The 22,991-nt window shown below is 55.1% G+C and carries 18 protein-coding genes and 1 pseudogene; 15 read left to right on the forward strand and 4 right to left on the reverse strand.

The window, feature by feature from the left end; genetic code table 11:
- Positions 1–22: 22 nt before the first annotated feature.
- Entirely contained in the window at positions 23–1,378 is a 1,356-nt protein-coding gene (locus AC0LWN_RS08500) for a dipeptidase (protein ID WP_458964392.1), read from the reverse strand.
- 398 nt (positions 1,379–1,776) lie between these two features.
- On the opposite strand from AC0LWN_RS08500, the gene AC0LWN_RS08505 reads away from it, so the two are divergent.
- From AC0LWN_RS08505 to AC0LWN_RS08515, 3 genes and pseudogenes are all read left to right on the forward strand, one after another.
- Positions 1,777–2,655 carry a TRM11 family SAM-dependent methyltransferase gene (locus AC0LWN_RS08505; protein WP_474664988.1) on the forward strand — a complete coding sequence of 293 codons (879 nt, stop codon included), beginning with the start codon at positions 1,777–1,779 and terminating at the stop codon, positions 2,653–2,655.
- Between the two features lie 44 nt (positions 2,656–2,699).
- Positions 2,700–3,318, forward strand: a pseudogene (locus tag AC0LWN_RS08510) (NUDIX hydrolase).
- Positions 3,319–3,509: 191 nt separating this feature from the next.
- Positions 3,510–3,662: a hypothetical protein gene (locus AC0LWN_RS08515; RefSeq protein WP_019912785.1), complete on the forward strand. Its 153-nt coding sequence runs from the start codon at positions 3,510–3,512 to the stop codon at positions 3,660–3,662.
- A 132-nt stretch (positions 3,663–3,794) separates the two neighbouring features.
- On the opposite strand, the gene AC0LWN_RS08520 is transcribed toward AC0LWN_RS08515, so the two are convergent.
- The 3 genes from AC0LWN_RS08520 to AC0LWN_RS08530 all read right to left on the reverse strand — a co-directional run bounded on the left by AC0LWN_RS08520 (position 3,795) and on the right by AC0LWN_RS08530 (position 6,465).
- Positions 3,795–4,259: an ASCH domain-containing protein gene (locus tag AC0LWN_RS08520; RefSeq protein ID WP_474664240.1), complete on the reverse strand. Its 465-nt coding sequence runs from the start codon at positions 4,257–4,259 to the stop codon at positions 3,795–3,797.
- 16 nt (positions 4,260–4,275) lie between these two features.
- Positions 4,276–6,195, reverse strand: coding sequence for a ribosomal protection-like ABC-F family protein (gene abc-f, locus AC0LWN_RS08525; RefSeq protein ID WP_474664242.1), 1,920 nt, complete (start codon positions 6,193–6,195; stop codon positions 4,276–4,278).
- A 102-nt stretch (positions 6,196–6,297) separates the two neighbouring features.
- Complete coding sequence (locus tag AC0LWN_RS08530) at positions 6,298–6,465, reverse strand: hypothetical protein (protein WP_458964387.1); 168 nt, start codon at positions 6,463–6,465, stop codon at positions 6,298–6,300.
- Between the two features lie 255 nt (positions 6,466–6,720).
- Here AC0LWN_RS08530 and ggt point away from each other — a divergent pair, with 255 nt between their 5' ends.
- The 12 genes from ggt (at position 6,721) to AC0LWN_RS08590 (ending at position 22,962) form a co-directional block, all read left to right on the forward strand.
- Positions 6,721–8,298: a gamma-glutamyltransferase gene (gene ggt / locus AC0LWN_RS08535; protein WP_474664244.1), complete on the forward strand. Its 1,578-nt coding sequence runs from the start codon at positions 6,721–6,723 to the stop codon at positions 8,296–8,298.
- 1,046 nt (positions 8,299–9,344) lie between these two features.
- Complete coding sequence (locus AC0LWN_RS08540; protein WP_474664246.1) at positions 9,345–10,544, forward strand: amidase; 1,200 nt, start codon at positions 9,345–9,347, stop codon at positions 10,542–10,544.
- A 654-nt stretch (positions 10,545–11,198) separates the two neighbouring features.
- Positions 11,199–12,773, forward strand: coding sequence for a PucR family transcriptional regulator (locus AC0LWN_RS08545; protein WP_474664248.1), 1,575 nt, complete (start codon positions 11,199–11,201; stop codon positions 12,771–12,773).
- Positions 12,774–13,037: 264 nt separating this feature from the next.
- A complete protein-coding gene (locus tag AC0LWN_RS08550) occupies positions 13,038–14,210 on the forward strand; it encodes a BMP family ABC transporter substrate-binding protein (protein WP_474664250.1) in 1,173 nt (390 codons plus the stop codon).
- A 319-nt stretch (positions 14,211–14,529) separates the two neighbouring features.
- A complete protein-coding gene (locus AC0LWN_RS08555) occupies positions 14,530–16,062 on the forward strand; it encodes an ABC transporter ATP-binding protein (RefSeq protein ID WP_474664252.1) in 1,533 nt (510 codons plus the stop codon).
- Entirely contained in the window at positions 16,059–17,174 is a 1,116-nt protein-coding gene (locus AC0LWN_RS08560) for an ABC transporter permease (RefSeq protein ID WP_474664254.1), read from the forward strand. The genes AC0LWN_RS08555 and AC0LWN_RS08560 overlap by 4 nt, the downstream gene beginning before the upstream one ends.
- Before the next feature lie 30 nt (positions 17,175–17,204).
- Positions 17,205–18,134, forward strand: a complete 930-nt coding sequence (locus AC0LWN_RS08565; protein WP_474664256.1) for an ABC transporter permease — start codon at positions 17,205–17,207, stop codon at positions 18,132–18,134.
- Positions 18,135–18,170: 36 nt separating this feature from the next.
- Positions 18,171–18,701, forward strand: a complete 531-nt coding sequence (uraD, locus tag AC0LWN_RS08570; protein WP_474664258.1) for a 2-oxo-4-hydroxy-4-carboxy-5-ureidoimidazoline decarboxylase — start codon at positions 18,171–18,173, stop codon at positions 18,699–18,701.
- Positions 18,698–19,039, forward strand: coding sequence for a hydroxyisourate hydrolase (uraH, locus tag AC0LWN_RS08575; RefSeq protein WP_474664260.1), 342 nt, complete (start codon positions 18,698–18,700; stop codon positions 19,037–19,039). The genes uraD and uraH overlap by 4 nt, the downstream gene beginning before the upstream one ends.
- 39 nt (positions 19,040–19,078) lie before the next feature.
- On the forward strand, positions 19,079–20,473 hold the full coding sequence (locus tag AC0LWN_RS08580; RefSeq protein ID WP_474664262.1) for an allantoinase: 1,395 nt from the start codon (positions 19,079–19,081) through the stop codon (positions 20,471–20,473).
- Positions 20,437–21,711, forward strand: coding sequence for a Zn-dependent hydrolase (locus tag AC0LWN_RS08585; RefSeq protein WP_474664264.1), 1,275 nt, complete (start codon positions 20,437–20,439; stop codon positions 21,709–21,711). The genes AC0LWN_RS08580 and AC0LWN_RS08585 overlap by 37 nt, the downstream gene beginning before the upstream one ends.
- A 21-nt stretch (positions 21,712–21,732) precedes the next feature.
- Positions 21,733–22,962: a pyridoxal-phosphate-dependent aminotransferase family protein gene (locus AC0LWN_RS08590; protein ID WP_474664266.1), complete on the forward strand. Its 1,230-nt coding sequence runs from the start codon at positions 21,733–21,735 to the stop codon at positions 22,960–22,962.
- Positions 22,963–22,991 lie beyond the last annotated feature (29 nt).

Here is a 22,991-nt window from a genome sequence, read left to right on the forward strand (position 1 = left end):
TGCTGTACAACGAGTTTAGTTGTTAAACAGTCTTCAGGAACTCGACTATGGTCAGAAGGCCCTTGTCGAAATTCTCCAGATTGAAGTGCTCATCCGGGGCATGCAGATTCTCATCATCCAGACCAAAGCCCATCAGGACAACAGGCGCTTTCAGGATGCGGGCGAAGCTCTCCATGATCGGAATGGAGCCGCCGTCTTTGGTGAAGAGGGCGCGAGTGCCGTATACTTTGCCGTAAGCGTCGGCAGCCGTCTGCAGGATTGGATTCGTAGGGTCAATGTTGAAGGCGCGCGCTTTCTCCATCTGCTTCACCTGCACCTTGGCTCCAGCCTGAATGTTGGCCTTAAGGTGGGCTTCTACGACGTCAAGAATATGCTGCGGGTCCTGGTCGCCGACAAGGCGGCAGGTGATTTTGGCGTGAGCTTCCTTAGGAATGACGGTCTTGCTGCCTTCACCCTGGAAACCGCCGTAGACACCATTCAGCTCAAGGGTTGGCCGGGCGCCTACACGTTCTACGAAGCTGAAGCCTTCTTCGCCATACAACTGTTCCAGGCCGAGTGCTGTTCTGATTTTATCCTCGTCAACGCCCTGCTTGGCAAATTCTTCACGCAGCAGCGGTGAAAGCTCAGGAACACCATCATAGAAGCCCTCTACAGCAACGCGGCCCTTGTCATCATGAAGCGAGCTCAGCAAGGAGACGAGTGCATGCAGTGCGTTCGGTACACCGCCGCCGTAGGAGCCGGAATGCAGGTCTGTTAGAGCGGTATTCACGCTGACCTCAAGCGAGCAGAGGCCGCGAAGCCCGGTGCAGATCGCAGGACGTCCGCGCTCCAGCAGGGAAGTATCCGAGACAAGCACGGCATCTGCGGCGAGCTTGTCCTTGCTTGCTTCGAGGAACGGCGGCAAATGGATGCTGCCGACCTCCTCTTCACCTTCGATACACAGTTTGATATTGACTGGCAGCGTGCCTTCTTGTTTGAGGATGGCTTCAATCGCTTTGATGTGCATGAACACCTGGCCTTTATCGTCGGTGGCCCCGCGCGCATATAGCTTGCCGTCCCGGATTTCCGGTTCGAAGGGAGGTGTTGTCCACAAATTCAGCGGATCTACCGGCTGCACATCATAGTGGCCGTAGACCAGAATCGTCGGCTTGCCGGGGGCGTGAAGATAATCGGCATAGATTACAGGATGACCGGCGGTAGGGTGAAGCTCAATATTCTCCAGCCCGGCACGTTTCAAGGTGTCGAGCAGCCAGTGTGCGGCAGACAGGACATCTTCCTTGTGGGTGGACAGGGCAGAAATGCTGGGGATGGTGAGCCATTGCTTCAGTTCGGCGAGCTGAGCTTCACGCTCAGCCTGAAAATACTCTTTGTAAGACATAGCGGATATGTACCTCCTTGGTTTCGCTGCGCAAAACCGGCATGGGCATAACTTGGTGTGCCCAGTCTTTTTTTTGGCAGTGTAATGCCTTCATTATACTGGAGAACCCACGATGGATCAAAATGAAATGGGAATTATTGATTACGAACAATAGCCATGATAGACTTAATTACTTAAGCGGCTGGAAGGCACTATTGCCTGTGCGGGTTGTATAAGAACTACTAAATGAAGTGTGCTGATTGTTCAGCAGAACAGATAGAACCGCCGCAAGCGGCGAAAATGATAGGGGCGGAATAATAGTGTTGGCAAATACAAATTCAAATACAAATACAAGCGTGGAGCATCCATCTTTTATATATACCTATGCCTGCTCAGAGGATGAATTATCCTTGTGCGGGATGGAGCTGCGCTGTCTTTTTGGCCGGGAGATTCCGCCTGCAATATTTGGGAGTGAACGTGAAGTGGAGGTCAGCCGCAGCCCTTTTATTAAGGAGCGCATTGATGTCATGTACGCGGGGGACACGCTGGAAGAGATTTATAAGCAGACCGAGCAGGTGGAGGTAGGGGGACAGACCTTCAAGGTCATTTTTGTCAAGACGAATGATTTGTCACCGGCGGAAAAAATAGAGTATGATGAACGCAGGGTAATCGAACGGGAAATCGGCATGCGCATTGAGGGAGAAGCGGATGTCAATCACCCGCAGCTTGTGTACGGAATTGTAACGCTGGGAGGCCGCTGGTATTTCGGAGCTTATCACAAAAACAAGGCCACCTGGTTCCGGCAGATGAAAAAACCGCGCAGCTATTCTATTGCACTCAGCACCCGTGTAGCCCGGGCGGCAGTGAACATGGCAGTCCCAAACCCGGCAGGCGTAAAAGCCATTGATCCCTGCTGCGGCATAGGTACGGTAATGGTCGAGGCGCTGTCGATGGGCATTGATATCGTCGGCCGTGACATTAATCCCTTTATTGCTGCCGGTGCGCGGACGAATATTGCCCATTTCGGATTCACTAGCGAAGTCACGCTTGGGGATATCGCGGACATCACGGAGCATTACGATGTGGCTATTGTGGACATGCCTTACAATTTATACTCGCGGATTACACCGGAGGAGCAGTTCGCGATTCTGGTCCATGCGCGCCGGATTGCAGACAGGGCTGTTATTGTAGCGATTGAGGCAATGGATGAGATGATTTCCTCTGCGGGTTTTACCATTATTGACCGCTGTGTGGCGAAGAAGGGTGCTTTTTCCCGTCATTTAATGCTGTGTGAGTGAAGCGGTGCTGGGGCTTGCCGATATCTAATGAGGGCGGTGCAGATATGGAGCAGAAATGGTTAACCTGGGCCAAAGAAATTCAAGCGATCGCCCAGACAGGTCTTACGTATGCCAAGGATGTATACGATATCGAACGCTATCAGGCGCTGCGGGAACTAAGTGTGGATATTCTGGCGAACTATACGTATGAGAGCAAGGAGAAGATCAGACTGGCTTTTGCCGGAGATGAGGGTTATGCTACACCGAAGGTTGATGTGCGGTGGCGTGATTTTCAGGGAAGACAAGATTCTGCTTGTTCGTGAAAAGCTGGATGGCAACTGGGCGCTTCCCGGAGGCTGGGCCGATATCGGGCTGTCTCCCAGTGAAGTGGCCGTCAAGGAGATTGCTGAGGAATCGGGCTTTCAGGCCGAAGCTGTCCGTCTGCTTGCCGTGCTCGACAAGAAGTTTCATGCTCATCCGCCGGAGCCTTATCATGTGTACAAGCTGTTTATTCTCTGCCGGATTGTAAGCGGGGAAGCGGCGGGAGGCGTGGAGACGAGCGAGGCGGCTTTTTTTGCCGAGGATGAGCTGCCGATGCTGTCGGAGGAACGCAACACGCGGGAACAGCTGCTGACGATGTTTCAATTTTTAAAAAATCCTGAGAAGCCAGTCATATTGGACTAGACAACGGCATATTATGCAGCAATAAGTTTTCTCAAGGGAAAATTTGTTTATTAACAATAATGTAAGCCTTTACAAATTAGCGCCGCTGAGCCTTTATATCTAAAAAATCTACCGAAAATGCATCTTTTTGGGTCAGGCGGTCTACATTTTTTCCTCTACTGTGACGATAAGATATTTTAGGAGGGGATCGCATGGAACAAGAAGAATTGAGGCTTCCACTGAAGCAGGAAGTCATCACACGTCCTGCAGAAGGCAATATTGCCAACGGTTTGGTATGGGGCATCCTCATCAGCATTCCTTTATGGATCTCGGTTATCGGCTGGATTATGGGCATCTGGCATTAGAAACTGCAGCAGAGCTACTACTTACACTTAATTGCAACTATACAATGAAGGCTGCCTCTTCGTGATGAAGAAGCAGCCTTTTTAAAATCAATAGTCTGGGGATGGCGCAATCGTTGCTGTCCGATCCAGACGCTACTTGCGGTGTACCAGCCTAAAGGTTTCGCAGACCACCCTCATTCCAGGATCAAACTCCTTATCATAAGCCTTAAGCTCTCTAGTAAAATAGGCTTCATGTTCATAGCGCCACGATTCCAGAGTGCGGTCATCCTCGCCTTCGGAATAGGCAAACTCCGCAGTCACCTCGGCAAAAGGAACAATTTCAACCTTCGTTGTTTCAATGATTCCACGCGGCTCGCCATTACTGTCCAGCAGGATAGAATGCCCGCCGATAAAAGGCAAAGGCACTCCGCGCATCTCGTTCAACTCGTAATTCATAGCCGTCCCGGTTTTGGTTCCGTTCAGTACCAGTGCAAGCAGTTCATCCGCCAGCCGGGGGTTGTCACCAAATGCCCAGGCGCTGTCATAATAATCTGCCGCTTCGGGATGATCCTTCAGGTAGGTGTTCCAATATTCTGTAATTGCCGGTTTTTCTGTCATTCTGTTCACCCTTTTCTTAATGGTCGTCTGTTTCGTTCAGCCAGCCGGCATACAGGTTATCCAGCTTCTCCTGCAGGGCATCCCGGCTGAGCTGCAATGCTGCAAGTCTCTCTGCATCGCTGGCGCTTACGGGATCGACCATGTCTGCATCAATGAGGGCAAGCTGATCTTCAACTGCGGCAATCTCATCCTCCCATGGGATTTTGGGGCGAGAATTGTCGTTAGCCTTGAACGCATGGTCAGGCTGTGCCAGCTTTTTGCCGCTGTTGCTTGAAGCTTGCTGCACAGTGGCAGCGGCAATCTTCTCAGCCTGCTTTTCCTTGTAATATTCGTAATTCCCGGAGAAGGCGCTGAACCTTCCATCCGCAATTGACCAGAGCTTGCCGAAGCAGCGGTTGATGAAATAACGGTCATGTGATACCGCCAGCACGGTGCCCGGGAACTCCTCCAGTGCTTCTTCGAGCGCTTCGCGGGAATCTATATCCAGATGGTTGGTCGGCTCATCGAGAATGAGCAGGTTCGGACGGCGGTGCATCAGCACCGCGAACCGCAGCCGCGTCCATTCTCCGCCGGAGAGATTGGCGACGCTCTTGAAAACGTCGCTGCCGTAGAAAAGAAACCGCGCAAGCTGCCCCCGCGCCTCGCCCTCCTCCAGGCCTGCTTCCTCACGGAAGTAGCGCAGCACCGACTGGCCGCCCTCTTCGGGAACGGCTTCCTGTGCCAGATAGCCGACAGCCGCTCTTGAGCCCAGGGTGCAGCTGCCGCTGTCCGGGGTTTCCTGGCCCAGAATGATCCGCAGCAGCGTACTTTTGCCAGCGCCATTGCCGCCGATCAGCGCCGTGGTCTCGCCGTACCGCAGAACGTCACTCGCTTCCGAGAAAAGCGTGCGGTTTCCGTATGCTTTGCCGATTCGGTCAAGGATGACGACCTGGTTGCCGGAACGGTCCTCCTGCTGCAACTGCAAATCCATAGATTTGCGCTCCAGAATCGGGCGTTTGATCTTCACCATCCGGTCGAGCGCCTTCTGCATGGAGGCGGCGCGGCGATGGAAGGAAGGATTCGGCGGGTTGGAGCGGTTGCCCCACTCAATCAGCCGCTTGATGCTCTCCTGCATCTGCTTGATTTTCTTCTGCTGCTCCTGATAATCGGCAAATTGCTGCAGCAGCCTTGCTTCCTTCTCGACCTGATAGCCGCTGTAATTGGTGTGGAACGTAAAAGCTTCTCCGTCCTCGATCTCAATCACCTTCTTCACTACGGCATCGAGGAAGTAGCGGTCATGGGAAATCGCGAGTACGGTACCGTCGTAGCTCTGCAAAAACTGCTCCAGCCATTCGATGGCTGCCATATCCAGATGATTCGTCGGCTCATCCAGCAGCAGAACGTCGGGCTGGCGCAGCAGCAGCTCGGCCAGGCCGACTTTGGTTTTCTCGCCGCCGGAGAGGGAGGAGAAGAGGCGGTCATACTGGTTAACTCCAATGCCCAGCCCCGCAGCTACCCGCTGGATGGAGGCTTCAATCTCATAGCCGCCGGCTGCCTCGAATTTATCCTGCAGAACACCGTATTCCTTAAGCAGCCTGTTCCAGTCCTGCTCATTCACTCCGGCGTCTGGTACGGACATTTCCTGCTCCAGCTCCCGTAGCCGCGCCTGCCACTGGAGGGGGTCGGCAAAGCTGCGCTGCAGCACGCCATAGACAGTCTCATTGTCGCCCACCTCTTGAATCTGCGACAGCAGTCCGACAACGCTGCCTCTGCGGATGGAGATTTGACCCTGGTCGGGGCGTTCTTCCCCGTTCAGGAGGTGGAAAAGGGTGGTTTTGCCGCAGCCGTTGCGGCCGATCAGGCCGATTTTTTCCCCTTGGCGGATATCGAAGGTGATGTCGCTCAGGACGAGCTGGGCACCGTGGTATTTTTGAACATTTTGGCATGAGATAATCATAGGTATTCTCCTTTTAAGAATGCCTACCCGCCGCCTTCGTTCTTTTCGGAATATACAAAAAGACCGCAGGGAAATTTCCCCACGGCCTAAATATTCTACGGTCTAAATGGTCCGTTGAAGTGCAGGCAGGAAAGGCATTTCACAATGTTGTAGTGTTATTGAATTCGTGTAAATGGACAGACTTCTCCCGTTGTCGGCATTTACATGAACGATGCCAGCCATAATATTAATCAGCCGGCTGCTAACACTATTGGTCCGATTGTGATCCATTCCTCCTACACCTCCTTCATGACAAATTTACAATTAGTTTAACCAATTATGGCCAGATATGCAAGACCAAAAGTTTGCAGGCCGTGTTGTGCAACCCATTTTATACAATTGGCCGGCTTGCAGCTACAATGCGGAAGAATGGCCATCTAAACTTTGTGCATGGCTCACAAAAAACCTTTGAAGGCAATTGACAAGGGTTTTGGCAGTGCTGTTAAATGACACTAACTTGAACGACAGGAATGGGAGATGGGTAGCATGACGACAGGTCCTGTAATCGGCACAAAAACGATGGTGGTCAGCCCCCATTACTTGGCTTCCGCCGCTGGAGCGCGGATTTTGGAGAGGGGCGGGAACGCTTTTGATGCGGCGGTAGCGGTCAGCGCTGCGCTTGCGGTGGTGTATCCGCATATGACAGGGCTGGGCGGCGATGCTTTTTGGCTTATTTACAGCGCCGGTGAAGGGCGCGTCCGGGCTTACAACGGCAGCGGACGTTCGGGCTACGCCGTCCGCCGTGACTGCTACGCCGGTGAGGAGGCGATTCCGAGACGGGGGGTCCGCAGCGCCATTACGGTACCCGGAATGGCGGATAGCTGGTCGGCGGTCCAGCGCGAGTATGGACGCCTGGCTCTCGCGGAGGTGCTGGAGCCGGCCATCGGCTACAGTACGGACGGGTTTCCGCTGTCGCCGGACCAGTACGGCAACAGCGTGCTTGCGGGAGCGGCGCTGTCCCCTGAAGCGGCGGCGATCTATCTTCCCGGCGGCGCGGTTCCCGCTGCCGGAGGCAGGTTTGTGCAGAAGCAGCTGGCCGCGTCGCTGCGGACCCTGGCCGAGGGCGGCCGGGATGCTTTTTATAAGGGGGAGATCGCCGGGGAAATAAGCCGTTATATGCGGGCCTCAGGCGGGTATCTCACCCGTGAGGATTTTGCCGATCATGAGGGGAATTGGGAGGAGCCGGTGTTCACCGACTATCATGGGTACAGGGTCTATCAGGTTCCGCCTAACTCCCAGGGCTTCACGGCGCTGATGGCGCTGAATATACTGGAACGCTACAATTTTGGAGATATCGCGCATGGCTCTTATGAATATTATCATCTGCTGGTAGAGGCGCTGAAGCTGAGCTTCCGCGACCGGGACAAGGTGCTTACCGACCCTGCTTTCAGCAGGATACCGCTAGAGCGCCTGCTGGATAAGCAGTATGCGGAGCAGCTATCAGCTTCGATATCACTTGCGCAGGCAGCGCCGCTGGGTAGTGATCCGGTAGGCCGGGATACGGCTTATGCAGCAGTGGTGGATGATGAGGGGAACGCGGTATCGTTCATCCAAAGCCTGTATTTTGAATTCGGCTCCGGTGTCGTGGCCGGGAATACGGGCATTCTGCTACAGAACCGGGGCTCGTTCTTTTCGCTTGACCCAAAGCATGTGAATACGTTGGAGCCACATAAGCGTACGTTCCATACGCTCATGCCGGCGATGGCCTGCCGTGACGGCAAGCCGGCTTATCTCTACGGCACGCAGGGCGGCGAAGGCCAGCCCCAGACCCAGAGCCTGCTGCTGACCCGGATGCTGCATTACGGGATGGACCCGCAGGCGGCGGTGAACGCGCCGCGTTTTGTCTGGGGCAGAACCTGGGGGGAACCGACCCAGGAGCTGAAGGTGGAGAACAGAGTAGCACCCGAGGTGCTGAAGGAGCTTGCCAAAGCTGGACATCTGGTGCGCCAGGTGGGCAGCTACGATGGAATCGTAGGGCATGCGCACGCCATTTCCATCGGCGAAAATGGCTACCGCAGCGGCGGGACAGACCCGCGCTGTGATGGAGCTGCTATCGGTTGGTAGCAGCGTGGCCCGAGGAGTGGAAAGGAAGAGAGAATAGGAAGAGTCAAAAAAGAGTTGTAGGGTAGAAAGAATAGAATGAGTTAAAGGAGTTAAAGGAGTTAAAGGAGTGAAAAGAGTAGATAGGGCAGAAAGAGTAGAAAGAGTAGGAGGAGTGGGAAAAGTTAAAGGAGTAGAAAAAGTTGAGAGGGAGGGAAGAAGAGGATAATTGCATTTTGTGCAATTAAAAGTGAACATAACGGAGCAAAATCAAAGTTACTTGCACTTCGTACACTTAAATAAAGCTTTATTAACCAAAACAAAGCAAATCGCCATATGTAATTGTACGAAATGCAATTATCTCCCTAAATAGGTGGTTTCTCCTCTTTTTAATTGTAGCAAATACAGTTATCGGTCCTGCGGACATGTGGAGAACAAGAAAACTAGAATAACATAGAGAACAATTGGGCTGAAAACCTGACGGAATGGAGGTGCAAAGGCATGGAGGCGTAGAGGTACGGAGGCGTGAAGGCGTGAAGGCGCGGAGGTGTGAAGGCGTGAAGGCGTGAAGGTGTGAAGGTGTGAAGGCGCGGAGGTGTGAAGGTGTGAAGGTGTGAAGGCGCGGAGGTGTGAAGGCGTGAAGGCGCGGAGGTGTGAAGGTGTGAAGGTGTGAAGGCGCGGAGGTCTGAAGGCGTGAAGGCGTGAAGGCGTGAAGGCGTGAAGGCGTGAAGGCGTGAAGGCGCGGAGGTGTGAAGGCGCGGAGGTGTGAAGGCGTGAAGGCGCGGAGGTGTGAAGGCGCGGAGGTGTGAAGGTGTGAAGGCGTGAAGGCGCGGAGACGTAAAGGTGTGAAGACATGAAGGCGTGAGGTATGAAGCCATGAAGGTATAAAGGCATAAGGCGTAAAGGTGTGATGGCGTAGAGGCGTGAAGATCTGAATACACGAAGAACAAGAACCACAGTTAGTAAAAACTCAGGATTAATATCAGCATGAGAAGTAGGATTAGCAGGTTCAGCAGCAGAGTGGACATAACAAAGCCTCCCCGGTTGTCCGGGAGGAAGGAGGGGGAAAGATGGTTCTTACTAATTCATATGGCGCGTTCATTAATCCGGAGCTGGAGGTCCCTGCCTTGCGGATAGGGGGAGCGCTGGATGGTCTCAGCTTTGCTGTTAAAGATGTGTTTGCGGTGGCCGGGCACCGTTCTTCAGCCGGTAATCCAGATTGGCTGCGCAGCCATCCGCCAGCATTGGAGCATGCGGCTGTAGTGCGGAGGCTGCTGCAGGCCGGAGCCGGCTTGCGGGGGGCTACGCACACCGATGAGCTGATGTATAGCCTCGGCGGTGAGAACCACCATTATGGCACACCGGTCAATCCGCGTGCGGAGGGACGCATACCCGGCGGCTCCTCCAGCGGCTCGGCGGTGGCGGTGGCCGGCGGCAGTGTGGATTTTGCCTTGGGCACGGATACGGGCGGCTCGGTCCGTGTGCCGTCATCGTACTGCGGCGTATACGGCTTCCGCCCGACGCATGGGGCGGTGGAGATGGACGGCGTGATCCCGCTTGCGCCGGACTTCGACACCGTCGGCTGGATCGCGGACAGCCCGGAGCTGCTGCTGCGGGCTGGCGAGGTCCTGCTCGGTGCGGCAGCTCCGAGCAGCGGGAACGGCACGATGGGCAATCTGCACATCGTGCCGGAGTGCTGGGCGCTGGCGGGCGCAGAGAGCGCCGCCAGCCTGGAGCAAGGCCTGCGCAAGCTGCAGGCCGGTGCAGGGCAATCCGGCGACACGCGGATTGCGCCGGAGGGGCTGAAGACATGGATGAATGTCTTCCGTGAACTGCAGGGCGCCGAAATTTGGGCGACCCACGGGGCCTGGATAGAGCGGGAGCAGCCGCTCTTCGGGCCCGACATCGCCGCCCGCTTCGCTTGGGCGGCAAGCCTGGCCGGGCAGGATCACCGCTGCGCGCAAGTTATGCGCGCGGAAATCGCCGCCCGGCTGCGGCAGTTGCTTGGAGAGGACGGCTGCCTCGTCCTCCCGACGGTCCCCGGCCCCGCGCCGCTGCGGGGCGGGGATCTGGCGCAGCTCGAGCTGAACCGCAGCGGCGCGATGATGCTTAGCTGCATCGCCGGCCTGGCCGGCTTGCCGCAGCTTACGCTTCCGGTAACAGGGCCCGGCGGGTTGCCGCTCGGCCTGTCGGTGATCGGCGGTCATGGGCAGGACCTGCGCCTGCTAGCCTGGGTCCGGCAAATATGCGGGGCAAAGCATATGGAATAACAAAACTCCCGGCTCCGCGCCGCTCTGCGGAGAACGGGAGTTTTGTTTAGAGAATTATGATTTTCGTCTATCGTGGATAAGTTGTATGAAAAATTGGGGATAAGCTGCTTTTAGTTCCAAACTCCAAAGGACAAATCTGATCTGCTTTACGGAAGGGGAGAAAATTAAATTTCCTTTTTCCACTTGGGGCTGTCCCACAAGGGGAAGGTGACTCAGGCACTCCAGCAATCTTCCGACTCAAAACGGCTACACTGTTTTAAGGATGGAGCAGCCGTTTCTGCTTAGATGTAATTGTTTCACATCTTCACTCCTTTATCTGCCTGAACGTAAATACCGCACACCATCACCCATTCATTCTGCATGCAGTACCCGCACAACTCATATCTTGCCTGCCAGACCCCGCCCTCAGAATTTATCCCTTCATGAATCCCTCCTTCATTTACTAATGCTTTAAGAGTGGCAATCGTTAAGATTATGCCATATATGTTATTTTACCTTACATAAATGAGCGGATTTTTCACTTTTCTCTTTCCATCAAGGGTCTCTTTAACTATAATGTTACATAAAGTAACATAAAGACCGCGAAGTCAGCACATTCAAGTCAGTATATTCAAGGTTAATCAATACATTCATTAGAAAAAAAGGAGGGGTGGCATGCATCTTACAGTCGAAGAAGCGTTGTCCGTGTATCCTTTATCCGAAGCCAAGCTAATCGCAGGGGCTAAGGGGAAACACCGGATTATCAAATCTATTAATGTGATGGACGCCCCGGACATTTCGGATTGGATCAAGGAAGGGGAAATGCTGCTGACGACGGCTTATTTGATCAAAGACAGCCTGGAGGATGCCTCCGCTCTGCTGCATACCCTGAACCGGCGCGGTTCTGCGGGGCTTGGGATCAAGCTGGGACGTTTTTGGAACACCGTGCCGGAAAAGCTGATTGCCGAGGCGGAGTCGCTGAATTTCCCGCTGATTGAGCTGCCGTTCCAGTTCACCTTCTCCGACCAGATGAACGGGCTGTTCCGTGCCGAGCTTTCGCGCAGCACCAGCGTGCTGCAGAGCATCATGGAGAAGCAGCGCAAGCTGATGCGGTTCGCCTTGCGTTCAGGGCGCAGCCGTCCGCTGTTCGAAGCGGTGTCGGAGGTGATTGATCACCCGCTTGCGGTCATCAGCGCCCGGGGTGATGTCGTCTTTAACAATTCGGAGAATGCGGCGCCGAAACTGCTGGAGGGCTGGCCTTGGCAATGCCGGAAGCAACGCTTCCGCATCGGTGACAAGGCGGGATTCCGAATCCCGCTGCTGCAGGGAGAAAAGTGCTCGGGTTATCTTTTATACTGTTCAATTGATCCTTTGCTGCTGCCGGTGGAAGAGAGTTTGTTCGTTCAGGGAGCCGAGCTGATTTCCTATCATATTCATTCCGGTTATGAGGATTATTTCGAGCATGCCGGGCATAGGGAGTTCAGCGGGCTTTTGCAGCGTTGCCTGAATGGCGGAATGTCCTGCAGTGAGCTGGCCCAGGCTGCTGCCAAGCTGGAGGTCACGCTGCTGCAAGCGCCTTTCGAGCTGATGCTTACCGATACCCTAGCAGCCGGCGAAGCGCGTCAGGGGGAGTTGCTCCGGCTGAAGGAGGAGTATCTTGAGCATCCGGTGCTGCAGGAGCTGAATGCGATACATGTAATGATGGACGAAGGCCTGGTGTCGCTGTTTCCTGCGGGTCTGCATAGCCCCGAGCTGTTCCGTGAGCTGATTAATGCCTGTTTTCAGAATCTGAAGTTCGATAAAGGATATTATCCGCGGGCGGCCATCAGCAGCACTAAAGTGAAGCCGGAAGGGCTGAAGGAGGCTTTTGGCGAGGTCAAAGAATGTATGGGCACATTCCAGCATTGGGGAACGCACGGAAATGTGGTGCATTACCGTCAGCTTGAGCTGAACCTGCTGCTCGGTCAGATTCCGGCGGAAACGATGGAGAAATACTGCAATGGCAGCCTGCGCGGATTGCTTAGCCGGGAGCCGGAGTACATCAAGGAGATGCTGCATACGCTGGAGGTCTATCTGGAGAATGACGGCCATGTCAACGAGACAGCCAAAAAGCTGTTCATTCACCGCAACACCGCCACCTACCGGATCGAGAAGCTCAGCGAGCTGCTGGATGTAGATTTCAAAAAAATCAATGATCTCATGCGGTTGAAGCTGGTGTTCATTTTCCGCAAGATGCTGGAGCGAGAGTAGGCAGACGGATATATCGTTAAAGCAGCTCTTGGGCTGAAAAGGTGACATGAAATTCGCTGATTCTTAAATTTGTGTTAGAAAATATCACATATTTTAAGCATAATTCAAACTACTCTAGTGCCTAAAGCACAAAAAAACCAGATCTTCTTATCATTCGCCACAAACGTATGTTATATAAATTTACGTGGATGCTGTGTCTCAGTATAGTAGAGATACATTAATGGCAGCAGCTATTATGAGAGATTTTTTTGGAGGAGGAGAATTATGAAAAAAAGGGGTCAGACAGTTACTTTCAGCTTCGTATTCATGTTCCTGTTAGCGGTGGTTCTGGCGGGGTGCGGCGGTAACAATAATTCCGGTACAAATGCCAAAGCATCTGAAGCGCCGGCAGCGTCAAATGCGGGTACAGCCACAGAGGCGGCGGCATCAACCGAGCCGGCAGCCAAGAAGCCGACGGTTGCTTTTGTCTACATCGGGCCTCCAGGTGATGGCGGTTATACGTATCAGCATGATCAAGGCCGTCAGTATATGGAAAAAGAGCTGGGCATTAAAGCGGACACCGTAGAAAATGTTCCGGAAAGCGCCGATGCCGAACGCATTATCACTGAGCTTGCGCAATCCCACGACATCGTATTTACAACAAGCTTCGGGTATATGGATTATACCCTTAACGTAGCCAATAAATTTCCAAATGTAAAATTCATGCATGCTTCCGGCTACAAAACAGCTCCTAACATGGGCACTTACTTCGGCAAAAACTATCAAGGCAGCTACTTGGCGGGTATCGCCGCCGGTAAAATGACCAAGAACAATCAGCTTGGTTACGTGGGAGCCTTCCCGATCAGCGAGGTTATTTATAACCTCAACGCCTTCACATTGGGCGCACAAAGCGTTAACCCGAATGTTAAGGTCAGTGTAGTCTGGACAAACACCTGGTATGATCCTGCAACGGAGCGCCAGGCGGCAATCAGCCTCCTGGATAAAGGCGCGGATGTGCTGCTCGCTTATCAGGACTCAACTGCGACCCTGCAGGCGGCTAAGGAACGCGGCGCTCTCGCTGGAGGTAACGACTCCGACATGAGCAAATACGCACCGGATAATTATTTGACCAACCCTGTATGGAACTGGGGACCTTATTATGTGAAGGCTGTGAAGTCGGTCATGGACGGAACCTGGACGAATGAACAGTATTCGGGTGATATGGCGGACGGCATGATTGATATCGCCCCATTCGGCAGCAAGGTTCCTGATGATGTGAAGAAGCTGGTGGAAGATGCCAAAGCCAAAATTATCAGCGGAGAGCTGAATGTGTTCACCGGCCCTATCTCGGATAATCAAGGCAAGGTTCAGGTTCAGGATGGCCAAAAGCTGACGCTTGAGGAAGTTCTGGCGATGAACTGGCTGGCCAAAGGCATAGAAGGAACAATCCCGAAATAAAAGAATCACCGAACTATATATTGGCACGGCCTTATGGGTGGGGCGGGTTCCGTAGCGGGACCTTCCCCACCCGTACTACAACTAGATAAGTTGAACTAAAGAAAAAATAAAAAGGGCAGAAGTGACGGAGGGGAAGTTTGGAACTGGAGGAGCGAATGCGTCCGCCTTTGTCTGCGGATTTCCACCGCGAAGAGCGGTATAAATCAAGAAATCTGCAGACAACAGCGGCCGGAAGTCCAAACATTCCACGCAGTTACGACCAGACCTCAATATGAAAATCTATAGTTCAACTAATTATAGAAGGAAAGGAGCGTCCCCTATGCAGGACCATTCAGTTGAAATGCGCGGGATTGTGAAGAAATTCGGTTCTGTCACGGCCAGCGATCAAGTCGATTTTTCGGCAAATGCGGGTGAGATACACGCGCTGCTTGGTGAGAACGGAGCAGGTAAAAGCACGGTTATGAGCATGCTGTCAGGTGTATACAGAGCAGACGCGGGGGAGATTCTGCTTCACGGCAAAACGGCGAAAATCCGTTCCCCCAAAGATGCTGCACTCCTTGGCGTCGGCATGGTATTTCAAAACTTCAGACTGGTGCAAAGTCTCACGGCAGCGGAAAATATCGTGCTTGGCGAAAAGTCGTCTTTCTGGCGGGGCAGCAAATGGATCAAAAATAAGCATAAGGAAATCGAAACGCTGGCGGAGCGGTTCGGGCTGAAGTTTCCGGTGGACCGTCCGGTCTGGCAATTGTCCGTCGGCGAGCAGCAGCGCGTTGAAATCGTAAAGACGCTGTACCGTGGCGCGGATATCATCATTCTGGATGAGCCGACCTCTGTGCTTACTCCGGGTGAGGTGGAGCAGCTCTTCGCCACACTGCAGGTAATGAAGCAAGCCGGCAAGTCGGTCATTATGACCACGCATAAAATGAAGGAGGTTATGGCCTCCTCCGACCGTATTTCCGTCATGCGCAAAGGGAAAATGATTGCGACGCTGGTTACAGCCGAGACCGATGAGCTGGAGCTGGCCCGGCTGATGGTTGGCCGGGAGGTTACGATCACCCGCCAGGAACGGGAAGTAACCGCAGGAGAACCGCTGCTCATTGTCAGGAATTTGGAGGTTTCAGCCGATCATGGCCGTAAGGCGCTGGATGGCTTGTCCCTCAGCGTACGCGAAGGGGAAATTGTAGGAGTGGCCGGGGTTGCCGGCAATGGGCAGAAGGAGCTGGCGGAAGTGCTGACAGGACTTAGAACCTGGAAGAACGGCGAAATCATGTTTGACGGCAGCGTAGTAAAAACAGCTTCGGTACGGGGCGCGATCGACTCAGGAATTTCCCACGTGCCGGAGAACCGGATGAAAAGCGGTCTGGCCGGGCGGCTGGGCTCTGTGGATAATCTGCTGTTCAAATCCTACCGTAGCAGCGAGCACTCCAAATTCGGCATTCTGAAGGCTGCGAAAAACCGTTCCTGGTCGCAGGAGCTTGTACAGCGCTTCAACGTCAAGACGCCGGAGCTGGATACGCCGGTGCAGCAGCTATCGGGCGGCAATCAGCAGAAGCTGCTGTTCGCCCGAGAGGTCAGCCATCAGCCGAAGCTGATGGTTGCCGTCCATCCGACACAGGGGCTGGATGTTGGCGCTACTGCCGGAGTGCATGAGCTGCTGATGGAGCTGCGCGGCTCCGGCAGCGGGGTGCTGCTGATCTCGGAGGATCTGGATGAGCTGCTGCAATTATCGGACCGGATTCTGGTGATTTATAACGGGGCGATTATCGGGGAAAGTGACCATGAGCATGCGGACCGGGAGCAAATCGGCCTGATGATGGCCGGGATCAGGAACAAGGAGGTTAGCGCCGTATGAGCCAGAAAAATACAGCAAATGCTGCGTTGCTTCATCCCGCTCCCGCCAAACCCGGAAGACGGCTGCCGATGCGCCTTGAGTATGACGCCAGCCGCACGCGTTCCCCCTGGTGGTCGCCAATTCTTTCCATTATACTGGCACTTCTGCTCTGCGCTGTATTTATTGCTGCCAACGGCATGAGCCCGATCACTGTATATGAGAAAATGTTCCGCGGCGCTTTTGGTACTTCTTACGGCATCACCGAAACGATGGTGAAGGCCATCCCGCTGCTGCTCTGCGGACTTGGCATTGCAGTCGCATACCGGATTTCCGTCTGGAACATTGGTGCGGAAGGCCAGCTTACTGTCGGGGCAATGGCGGCTACGGCGGTAACGATTTATTTTCCTGATCTGCCTTCGTTCTGGTCCATTACACTGATGCTTGTGCTCGGAACCGCCGCCGGTGCTCTCTGGGGACTAATGACCGCCATTCCGCGGACGCATTTCGGCGTTAATGAGCTGATTACTTCACTAATGCTGAATTATGTGGCCCTGCTGGCATTGGATTATGTGGTTTTTGGGCCGTGGAAAGACCCGAAGGGCTTTAACTTCCCGGGTTCCCCTATGTTCACCGCCGCTCAGTCGCTGCCGGTGCTGGGGACCACGAGACTGCATATCGGGCTGATCTTCGGCCTGGTTGCGGTGGCTATCTATTATCTGATGATTAAATTTACCCGCTGGGGTTATGAGTTGCGGCTGATTGGAGCCAACCCGACGGCTGCCCGTTATGCGGGGATTCATATCAAGAAGCATATTATTATTGTCATGCTGATCAGCGGTGGTCTGGCCGGCATTGCGGGCATGGCCGAGGTTTCCGGTGTCACCCACAAGCTGATGCAGGGAATCTCACCGGGCTATGGCTATACCGCCATTATTGTCGCTTGGCTTGCCAAGCTGAATCCGCTCGGCCTTATTGTCACCTCCGTTCTGTTCGGGGGACTGATCGTCGGCGGATACAGTGTGCAGACCATCGGGCTGCCTTCGTCCATTTCGGAGATGCTGCAGGGGGCCATCCTGTTTTTCCTGATTGCCGGGGAGATGATCCACCGTTTCCGCATCCGCCGGAGTGCGTAGCAGCATCCTCTTAGTGAAGGGAGAGAACTCATGGATTTCACAACACAATTATTGATAGCCGCCATTTCTGCCGGAACGCCGCTTTTGCTGGCGACGCTTGGAGGCATATTGAATGAACGGGCGGGCATTATCCAGCTTGGGGCGGAGGGGCTGATGCTGATGGGGGCGGTCACGACCTGTATCGTCTACATCCGCAGCGGCAATCTGCTGCTGGCCTTGCTTGCGGCCATTGCCGTCACCGCTGTGCTCGGCATGGTTCACTCCTTCCTCTGCGTCACACTGCGGGCGAACCAGACGATGTCGGGCCTTGCGATGACTCTGTTCGGAAGCGGCCTCAGCGCTTATCTTGGCAAGTCGATCAGCGGCATTCCGCTGCCGGGCACTTCGCCGAAGCTTGATCTGGGCTGGGTGAAGTCGATTCCGGTTATCGGTGATATTTTCGGCAGGATGGATTATTTGACCTGGTTCAGCCTGCTGCTGGTGCTTGTGCTGCATTTGCTGATTCACTATACCTCCTGGGGCTTGCATTTGCGGGCGGTTGGAGACAGTCCGGCTACGGCTGACGTTATGGGTATCCGGGTGCAGCTCATCCGCTACAGCTATGTAACCGCTGGTGCTGCACTGATCGGCCTTGCGGGCGCCGATATGGTGCTGGCCTATGCGCCAACCTGGAATGAAGGGCTGACGGCGGGGCGGGGCTGGATTGCCGTCGGTCTGGTGATTTTCGCCAGATGGAATCCGCTGCGCGCTTTGTTCTGCGCCTATTTCTTCGGAGCGCTGGACTCGCTTGGCTTCCGCATTCAGCTGCTTGGCAGTGTAGTCCCGCCTTATTTTCTGAAGATGATTCCTTATGTTGTAACGATCCTGGTTCTTATGTACCTCGGTTACCGCAACCGCAACAAGCCTTCCGGCACGCCGGAAGCGCTGGGGACCCCTTATATCCGCGAACAGCGGTTCTAAAGGGCTCAAAAGAATGACAGAAAGAGGGGGAAGAGGATGACAACACCGGCGTTATTTTTGACACTTGATAAGATTAACAGCATGAGCAGGGATGAATTTGTGGCGAGCCTCGGAGGAATCTTCGAACACTCCCCTTGGGTGGCCGAGAAAGCTTACGCTCATATCCCCTTTCATTCTGTTCAGCAATTGCATAGAGTGATGCTCGAAGCGGCGCGAAATGCCGGACACTCCCAGGTTGAAGAGCTGCTTCGGGCCCACCCCGATTTGGCAACAAGGCTGCAGGTCAGCCCGCTGTCGGCGGCGGAGCAGCAGGGGGCCGGCTTGGACCGGCTGACGCCGGAGGAGTTCACACGGTTGACGGAGCTGAACGCAGCGTACACAGAGAAATTTAGTTTTCCTTTTATCTTTGCTGTACGTGGTAAGAACAAGGATGACATTATTGCAGCCATCGAAGAGCGCGTGAATCGTACGCTCCAGGAGGAATGGGAACAGGCGCTTGCGGAGATTGGTACAATCACCGGCTTCCGGCTGCATGATCTGGTCAATGAAAAGGGTGGGGAAGCATGAGCGGGCGGCTGACTACCCATGTGCTGGACCTGTCTCGTGGACTGCCGGCTTCCGGCATGAAGCTGCAGCTCTGGAGCCTTGCGGACGGAGCAGGCACGCTGCTGCGCGAAGCTTCGACGAACAGTGACGGCCGGCTGGACGCGCCGCTGCTGGAAGGGCCGGAGCTTGTGCCCGGCTGCTACGAGCTGCTGTTCATGGCCGGGGATTATTTTCGCGGCAGCAGCATGGCGGTATTTGAACAAATTCCGATTCGTTTCAATATTACGAGCTCAGATGAGCATTACCATGTTCCGCTGCTTGTAGCTCCAGGGGGATACAGTACGTACCGGGGCAGTTAACAAAAGCAAGAGCACAAGTGACCGGAGGTGACCTGTTTTATGACGGAATCATACGAGCTTATCATCAAAAATGGGGATGTAGTGCTGCCCGGAGAAGTGCGCAAACTTGATGTTGGAGTGAAAAATGGCAAGATCGCCGCGCTGGCTGAAGAGCTTCCGGCTGCAGAGGGAACAACGGTCATTGATGCAAAAGGACAATATGTGCTGCCAGGCATGATTGATATGCATGTCCATTTTAATGAACCTGCGTTCGGCCACTGGGAAGGCTTTCGCAGCGGTTCGGCTGCGCTTGCGGCAGGCGGCTGCACCTGCTATGCGGATATGCCGCTGAACGGGAATCCGCCTACGGTGAACAAGGCTGCGCTTGGGCTTAAGGCGGAAGCTGCCTCCGGGAACTCGGCAGTGGATTATGTGCTGTGGGGCGGACTGGTTCCCGACAATCTGGAGGATTTGGAGGAGCTGGCGGCGGCTGGAGTGACCGGCTTCAAGGCGTTTATCTCCAATCCCGGAGGCGAGGGGGAAGGACGTTTCCGTGAAGTGGACGACGAGACGCTGTATCTGGGGATGCAAAAAATCGCCGCACTCGGCGGTATTCTCGCCCTGCATGCGGAGAGTGAGGAGATTACAGCGGTATTATCGGCGGATGCCATCCGCAGCGGCAGGGTGGGTGCGCGGGATTTTGCCGCTTCCCGCCCGGCACAAGCGGAGCTGGAGGCTGTAGCCCGGGCGCTGCTGTATAGTGAACGAACCGGCTGCCGGCTGCATTTCGTGCATATCAGCACCTCCGCCGCGATTGAACTGATCCATGCAGCCAAGCTGCGCGGCCTGGATGTGACGGCGGAAACGTGCCCGCATTATCTGCTGCTGAATGAAGACAGCATGGAGCAGCTCGGACCGGTGGCCAAATGCGCGCCGCCGCTGCGCAGCCCCGAGGAACAGGAGAAGCTGTGGAAGGTGCTGGCCGAAGGCAAAATTGATCTCATCGCCTCAGACCATTCACCTTGTCCGCCGGAGCTTAAGCTCGCTCCAGGCCTGTCATTTTTTGAAGCCTGGGGCGGGATTTCCGGGGCGCAGAGCAGTCTGGAGCTGATGTTCCATGAAGGCGTGCATGTGCGCGGCTTGCCGATTACGCAAATCTCGGCTTTGCTGGCGGAGCTTCCCGCGCGGCGTTTCGGGCTTGATCACCGCAAAGGCTCCATCGCGCCTGGGCTTGATGCCGATTTGGTGCTGCTAGATCCTGCTGCGGACTATACATTGTCTGCGGAGGATCTGCTCTACCGGCACAAAATTAGCCCGTATGTTGGGATGGCCTTATCCTGCAAGGTAACGGCTACGATCTGCCGGGGGAATATAGTGTACACTGCCGAACAAGGCGTAATTTCAGCGGATGGGGGCGAATGGCTGCGGATTTATGGCGGGCAGCCTGCCCTATGACCCCGCCGCTTCTAAAGGCCCCGGCCCTGGAAATGCTGGCGCTGCTGGAGGAATTGGCAGCATTCAGCGCCCCTGGGCCGGGGGTTACCCGGCTGCTGTACACGCCGGAGTGGAGCTCGGCGCAGCATTTTCTGCAGGAGAGAATGGCTGGGCTCGGACTGGAGGTCTATACTGATTCTGTCGGCAACGTGTTCGGGCGGCTGAACGGGTCTTTGCCTAATGATGAAGTGATCCTAACCGGCTCACATATTGATACCGTGGTGAACGGCGGCAAATATGACGGTGCATACGGAGTAGCTGCCGCCATCACCGCGCTGCATGATTTGCGGCAGACCTTTGGGCCGCCGCTGCGGACAGTGGAGGTTGCAGCCTTCTGTGAGGAGGAGGGCAGCCGGTTCCCGCTGACGTTCTGGGGCTCGGGCCATGTGACAGGCCTCTATGACGGAAGCGGGGCGGAATCCGTCGCCGATGCTGAGGGTGTTACGCTTATGGCGGCGATGCAGGCCTGTGGCCTGGGCCGTGTGAACTCCTCTTTGAGAGATGACATCGGCATGTATGTCGAGCTGCATATTGAGCAGGGGATTATTCTCGAGCAATCGGCACTGGAAATTGGGATAGTTCAAGCCATTGTTGGTCAAAGACGGTATACTGTCAAGGTGAGCGGAACAGCCAATCATGCAGGGACAACGCCGATGGGGCTGCGTCAGGATGCGCTTGCCGGCACGGCGGAAATGCTGCTTGCATTGGAGCGGTCCGCTGTGAAGGCGGGAGATCCGCTGGTGGCGACAACGGGCAGGCTTGAGGTGCTGCCGGGCACGCCGAATGTGATCCCGGGAGAAGTGTTGTTCACGCTGGATATCCGCCATAGTGAGGCGGAGCAGCTTGAGAGCTTTTGCTCCGAAATTGTGACCGAATTTGAAGAGATTGCGGCGGGGCGCGGTCTTGCGCTGGAGGTAAATCAGACGTTAGCCACAGCTCCGGCGCCCATGAGCAAGGAGCTCTGCGGAGCCCTTGAACAAATTTGCCTAGTTCAGGGAAGAACCTACCGGAGCATGGTAAGCGGAGCGGGGCATGATGCCCAATTGTTCGCGCTGAAATGCCCTGCGGCGATGATTTTTGTGCCCAGCCGGGCAGGGATCAGCCATTCGCCGGAGGAATATTCTTCGCCTGAGGAGCTGGCGGCGGGACTGGATGTTTTGACGGCATTATTATATAAGCTTGCCTATGAGGAGAGCTGAACATATAGAGGAGAGATGATCATGAAGCGGTACGAAGATTTGTCGCCGTCCTTGCGGTGCATTATGACCCCTGGACCGGTGGAGGCCGATCCGCGTGTGCTGCGGGCGATGTCTTTTCCGATACTGGGACAGTTCGATCCCGAATTTACCGGCATTATGAATGAAACGATGGAGATGCTGCGCGAGCTGTTCGCTACCGGCAATAAGTGGGCATATCCGGTTGACGGCACCTCGCGCTCCGGTATCGAAGCGGTGATGGCCAGTCTTATTGCACCGGGTGACCGGGTGCTCATTCCGATCTTCGGCCGGTTCGGCCATCTGCTGCATGAGATCGCCGAACGCTGCGGGGCTGAGGTATTCACCATTGAGCAAGCCTGGGGCAGCGTGTTCGCGCCGGAAGAAGTAATTGCGGCTATCCAGAGCTATAAGCCCGATGTGGTTGCGATGGTCCACGGCGAAACCTCTACAGGCCGCGTGCAGCCGCTGGCGGAGATTGGCCGGTCCTGCCGCGAGCATGATGCGCTCCTGATTGTGGATGCAGTGGCGACTATCGGCGGTGTGCCGGTGGAGACGGATGCCTGGATGCTGGATGCCGTGATCGGCGGCACGCAGAAATGCCTCTCTGTGCCGTCAGGCATGGCGCCGGTTACGTACAATGAACGCGCCGAAGCCAAGCTGCTGAAGCGCAAGCAGATCGAGCGCGGACTGCGGACCGGCGGCGATCAGCGCAGCGAGCTGCCGGTAGTGCGCAGCAATTACTTCGACCTCGGCATGCTGCAGGATTATTGGAGTCCGCAGCGGCTGAACCATCATACAGAGATGACCTCCATGCTTTATGCGCTGCGCGAAGGTCTGCGTCTTGCGCTGGAGGAAGGGCTTGAGGCGCGGTACGCCAGACATGCTCTTCACGAAAAAGCACTCGTGGCTGGACTTACGGCGATGGGCCTCAAGCTGTATGGTGATCCTGAGAGCAAGCTGACTGTCGTAACCTGTGTGCTTATTCCCGAAGGTGTGGACGGCGAGTCGGTGCGGGCAATGCTGCTTAGCCGGTTTGGCATTGAGATTGCCAGCTCCTTCGGCCCCCTCAAAGGACTGATCTGGCGCATTGGCACTATGGGCTTCAGCTGCCGCGAGAATAACGTGCTGCGTCTGCTTGGAGCGCTGGAGGCCGCGCTGCTGCGCCACGGCTATGCGGTTCCGTGCGGGCTTGGTGTACAGGCGGCACTTGACGTATATGAGGCGAAGGTGTAATATCGGCTGATTATGAGCTAAGCGGGGAG

It is taken from the genome of Paenibacillus sp. sgz302115 (genome assembly GCF_056120445.1).